At 75.5% G+C, this 5,091-nt stretch carries 4 protein-coding genes; 1 reads left to right on the top strand and 3 read right to left on the bottom strand.

Going from position 1 to position 5,091, the window contains the following annotated elements; translation table 11 throughout:
* On the top strand, positions 1–233 hold a 233-nt coding region (locus WCS02_RS17305; protein WP_340295491.1), incomplete at its 5' end, for a glutamate mutase L.
* A gap of 351 nt (positions 234–584) precedes the next feature.
* Here the strand turns inward: WCS02_RS17305 and WCS02_RS17300 are convergent.
* The 3 genes from WCS02_RS17300 to WCS02_RS17290 all read right to left on the bottom strand — a co-directional run.
* Positions 585–1,958 carry an APC family permease gene (locus WCS02_RS17300; protein ID WP_340295490.1) on the bottom strand — a complete coding sequence of 458 codons (1,374 nt, stop codon included), beginning with the start codon at positions 1,956–1,958 and terminating at the stop codon, positions 585–587.
* 105 nt (positions 1,959–2,063) lie between these two features.
* Positions 2,064–3,101 carry an LCP family protein gene (locus WCS02_RS17295; RefSeq protein WP_340295489.1) on the bottom strand — a complete coding sequence of 346 codons (1,038 nt, stop codon included), beginning with the start codon at positions 3,099–3,101 and terminating at the stop codon, positions 2,064–2,066.
* A gap of 180 nt (positions 3,102–3,281) precedes the next feature.
* On the bottom strand, positions 3,282–5,091 hold a 1,810-nt coding region (locus WCS02_RS17290; protein WP_340295488.1), incomplete at its 5' end, for a vWA domain-containing protein.

Below are 5,091 nucleotides of genomic sequence, written 5' to 3'. Positions count from 1 at the left end.
GGCACGCCCGCCCCACGGTGCCCGGCGCCGCCCCGCGCCCGCTGCGCGACGTCGAGCTGCTCGTCGGGTCCGGCGGTGTGCTGCGCCACGGTGACGCCGCCCGGGCCGAGGCGGTCCTCGGCGCGGTCCTCGGCGACCACGCCGGGATGTGGCACGTACCCGACGCCGCCGCGACCGCGGTCGACGCGAGCTACGTGCTCTGCGCGCTCGGCCTGCTCGCCCTCGCCGACTGACCGGCGGACCGGGATGTGCTCCACCACGCGGGACCCACCCTTCCGGCGTGCCGTGAGTGGGACCAAGGGGTCGTCGGACGCCGCTGCCGCTAGCCGTTCGGTCCCACTCGCGGGGCGCCCCGAGCCACTGCGAGCCGCCCTCGGTCCCACTCGCGGCCGACCGCCGCGAGTGGGACCTAACGGTCGTCGGACGCCCTCGTCGGCACCCGTTCGGTCCCAGTCGCGGGGCGCCCCGAGCCACCCCCGGGCCTCGGCGCGGCCGACCGCCGCGAGTGGGACCTAACGGTCGTCGGACGCCCTCGCCGACACCCGTTCGGTCCCGGTCGGGGGGCGACCCGCGGGAGCAGCCCCTCAGGCGCGCGGCCGGGACCCCCGGGTGTCCGCCGAGCCCACCCCGGCCTCGTCGCCCTCGGCGTCCGCGGAGAGCTCGGCGACGTCGAGGACCGCGGTGTCGCCGCGCAGCAGGCGGGCCACCCCGGCCAGCGCGAGGCCGACGAGCAGGAGGATGCCGGCGCGGACGTAGACGTCGGCGTCGCGGTCGGCGAACGGGCTGGCGAAGAACGCCGACGCCACGGCACCGAGCACCGGCACCGCGGTCGGGGCGCGGAAGCCCTGCCCGGGCACGCGGTCCCGGCGGCTCACCAGGCACGAGACGTTGACGCTGGTGAAGACCAGGAGCAGGAACAGCACCGTGGTGTCGGCCAGGCCGTCGAGCTCCCCGGTGAGCACGAGCACGTAGGTCGCGGCCGTGGCCACTGCGGCGCCCACCCACGGGGTCCGCCGGCCCGGCAGGACGCGGGCGAAGACGCCGGGGATGACCCGCTGGCGGCCCATGCCGTACAGCAGGCGGCTGGCCATGATGAGGTTGATCAGGGCGGTGTTGGACACCGCGACGAGCGAGATGAGGGCGAACAGCTGGCTGGGGTAGTCGAAGCCGGCGGCCTCGACGACGAGCAGCAGCGGCCCGTCGCTCTGCGCCAGGTCCTCCGCGGCGACCAGGGTCGAGGAGATGACGGCGATGAGGAGGTAGACGACGCCGGTCAGGCCGAGGCCGGTGAACAGGGCTTTGGGGAAGACCTTCCGCGGCTCGCGGGTCTCCTCGGCGAGGTTGACGGAGTCCTCGAATCCGATGAGGGCGTAGAACGCCAGCGCCGTGGCGCCGAAGATGGCGAACAGCCCGTCGGCGTCGATCTCGCCGAGCCGGCCGAGGTCGCCGACGCCGGTCAGCACCGCGGTCCCGCCGAGCCCGAGCACGGTGAGCAGGCCGACGACCTCGACGCCGGTGAGGACGAGGTTGATCGTCAGCGACTGCTTGACGCCCCACAGGTTGACCGCGAGGACGACCAGCAGGAACACGGCCGCGACGAGCGCGACCGGGAGGGTGACGAACTCCTCCAGGTAGTCACCGCCGATCGCCCGCGACGCGGTGGCCGCGGACGTGATGCCGGACAGCACGACGGCGAAGGCCACCATGAAGGTGAGCAGCGGGATCTTGACGGCCTGCTGCACGTACAGCGCGGCGCCGGCGGCCTGCGGGTACCGCCCCACCAGCTCGGCGTAGGAGCAGGCGGTGAGCGCGGCCAGCACGAACGCGACGAGGAACGGCAGCCACAGCGCGCCGCCGATCTCGCCGGCGACCACGCCGGACAGGGTGTAGATCCCGGCGCCCAGGATGTCCCCGACGATGAGGACGAGCAGGAGCCGGTAGCCCAGCACCCGTCTCATCGGGGTGGCCTCGTCGTCGCGGTCCGGCGTGCGGTCGGGGCGTGGGCTCGCGTCTGCCATGCGCAGGCTTACCACGCACCGCGGGCGGGCGGCGGGACCCGCGCGTCAGTCGACGGTGCTGCCGAGCAGGTCGGCGTCGGCCGTGGCGGTCCAGGCGGGCAGGGTCCCGTCGCGCACCGCCTGCCACAGCCCGTCGGCGGCGGGGTGGTCGAGCAGGACGACCGACTGCCCGTCCTCGCTGCGGCCCGTGCCGGCGACCGGGACGGTGAGGAAGTCGACGTCCTCGGAGCGCAGGCCGCGCAGCTCGAGCGCCAGGTCGCGCAGGTCGGCCACGCCGAAGGAGGAGTCCAGCGCCACCGCCGACGTCGTCGCCAGCAGGAACGCGTCGAGCTGCCGGGGGTCGGTCAGGGTGTCGCGGGACAGCGCCCCCCGCAGCACGGCCCGGACCCAGTTCTGGTGACGCCTGACGCGGTCCAGGTCCCCGTCGTCCAGGCCGTACCGCTGCCGCACGTAGTCCAGCGCCTGCTCGCCGTCCATGGTCGACGTCCCGGCGGGGAACGACGCGCGGGCGTCCTGCGTGGCCTCCGGGACGGTGACCTCGACCCCGCCCAGCGCGTCGGTCATGGCGACGAAGCCCTCGAAGTCCACGACGCCGACGTGGTCGACGCGCAGGCCGGTCAGCTGCTCGACGGTCTGCACGAGCAGCGCCGGGCCGCCCCAGGAGAACGCGGCGTTGATCTTGGCCCGGCCGTGCCCGGGGACGTCGACCCAGCTGTCGCGGGGGATCGACATGACGTACAGCCCGGACCGGTCGGCGGGCAGGTGGACGAGCATGATCGCGTCGGTGCGCTGGGCGCCGGCAGCCCACTGCGAGGCGTCGCCGGCCGAGACGCGGCTGTCGCTGCCGAGCAGCAGGTACGTGCGGGCCTCGCCGGGCACCGGCGCGGGCCGCGACGCCTCGGACAGGGCGGCGGCGGGGTCGTCGAAGCGCTCGATCCGCGAGTCGTAGCGGGCGCGCACGGTGACGTCGGCGGCCAGCGCCAGGGACGCGACGACCGCCGCCACGAGGACCAGGGCGACGATCACGACGAACGTCGCCGTCTGCCGCCGCGGGCGGGTCTGTCGTACCTGCAGGTGCGTCATGCGGTCCTCGTCCAGACGGTGCCGGGCGGGTACCCGGGCACCCCGAGGCTAGGCTCGCGCGCGCGTCCCGGATGACCCTCCGTGACCATCGGGCGTCCACGACCCGGCGACAGCACCCATGCAGCGGTCGGGTGTCACGCAGAGCGACCGGGTCTTACCTGAGCCCGGTCGCGCCGAGGGTCAGCCGCGACGGGCCCGCAGGTAGTCCGCGACCACCGCGCCGCCGAGCCGGTCCGGGTCCGCCGACAGCACCCGTCCGCCGTTGCGGCGGGCGATCGCGTCGACGAAGCGGACCAGGCCCGGGTCCTCGCCGAGCATGACCACGTCGATCGGCACCCGCATCCGCGTGAGGGCGTCCACCTCGCGCACCGTCGCCTGCACCGTCTCCGGCCGGGGCGGCCAGTCGAACACGGCCTCGACCTCGACCGAGCCGTCGGGCATCGTCCACGTCTCGTTGTGCGCGGTCGGCTCGCCGTCGGTGACGACGAGGACGACGGGGGTGGCGTCGGGGTGGCGCGAGACGTGCTCGCGGGCCAGGGCCAGCGCGTGGGCGAGGTTGGTCCCCTGGACGTACTCCGGCTCCACGTGCGCGAGCTCGGTGGTCGTCATGGGGCGGGCGTGCCGGTCGAAGCCGATGACCTGCAGCGAGTCGTGGGCGTAGCGGCTGCTGACGAGGTGCTGCAGCGCCAGCGCCGTCCGCTTCATCGGAGCCCAGCGCCCCTCGCTGACCATGGAGAAGGACAGGTCGACGCACAGCGCGACGGCCGCGCGGCTGCGGTCCTCGGTCTCCACGACGGCCATGTCCTCCACGGCGAGACGCACCGCGCCGCCGCTGCGCCCGCCCGGCTGCTGGGCGCTGCGCAGGACCGCGTTCTGCACGGTCCGCACCACGTCGAGCGGCTGCTCGTCGCCGAAGCGCCACTCCCGCCAGGCGCCGGTCGGCTCCCCGGACGAGCCGGCGCGCGGGTCGTCGTGCTCGCCCCGGCCGCGGCCGGTGAGCCGCTGGGCGATCGCCCGCAGCGCGGACTGGCCGAGCCGCCGCATGGCCTTGGGGCTGAGGCGGGCCTCCTCGGCGGGACCGGTCACCCAGCCCTGCTCGCGCAGCTGCCGCTCCAGCTCCTTCAGCGCGGCCACCTCCTGCGCCGCGCTGCGGCCCAGCGCCCGCTCCACCTGCTCGACGTCGACGTCGTCGAGGGTGGCGCCGGGGTGCTCCTGGCCCAGGGAGTCCAGCAGGTCGTCGAGGTCGGCGAGCTCGCCCAGGGCGCTCGCGGCCTCGCCGTAGCCGAGCGGCTCCTCGCCCGACAGGCCGCCGCGGCCGGGCCCGCGCTGGAACGCCTCCGGCCGGGCCTCGCGCAGCCGCTGCGACAGCCGCGCCATCGCCTCGGCGAGACCGGGGTCGCGGCCCAGGGCGGCCTCGGTGAGCGCGGCGAGCTCGGCGCGCTGCTGCGGGCTCATCGACTGCAGGAGCCGCTGGGCCTCCGCGCTGCGCCGGGCCAGGGCGTCGACGAGCTCGTCGGTGTCCTTGGGCTCGCCCGGCACCAGGTCGCCGTGCTCGGCCATGAACTGCTCGAACTGCTCGGTGGTGTCCTCGCCGCGGGCGTGGGCCTCGAGCAGGTCGTCGAGGTCGCCGAGCATCTTCTGCAGCGCCTCCGACGACTCCTGCCCGCCGCCCTCGGCCATCTGGCGCAGGGCGTCGGAGATGCCGTCGAACTGGTGGTCGAGGACCTCCTGCTGCAGCCCGTCGAGGATGCCCTGGTAGAGCTCCTGCGCCTCGGGGGAGCTCCAGGCGTAGTCGGCGAGCTCCTGCACCGCCCGGCTCGTCGAGCGCGGCAGCGAGGCCAGCCGGGTCTCGTCGAAGCGGGCGTCGTCGTCCTGGCGGCCGGCCAGCGCGTCGCGCTCGAGCGCCAGCGCCTGGTCCAGCTGAGCCTGCGCGCGGGTGAGCGCACCGTCCGCGTCGCCGCGGCGGGACACCTCGCGCCGGCGCCGGGCG

Source organism: Aquipuribacter hungaricus, assembly GCF_037860755.1.
In the GTDB taxonomy this organism is placed as follows: Bacteria; Actinomycetota; Actinomycetes; order Actinomycetales; family JBBAYJ01; genus Aquipuribacter; species Aquipuribacter hungaricus.
The sequence above is the reverse complement of the archived record's forward strand: the minus strand, read 5'-3'. Positions and strand labels throughout refer to the sequence as shown.

What these genes read in the sequence shown, in the direction of transcription:
- WCS02_RS17300 (WP_340295490.1), bottom strand. Translation starts at nt 1,958, where the DNA reads ATGAGACGGGTGCTGGGCTACCGGCTCCTGCTCGTCCTCATCGTCGGG.
- WCS02_RS17295 (WP_340295489.1), bottom strand. Translation starts at nt 3,101, where the DNA reads ATGACGCACCTGCAGGTACGACAGACCCGCCCGCGGCGGCAGACGGCG.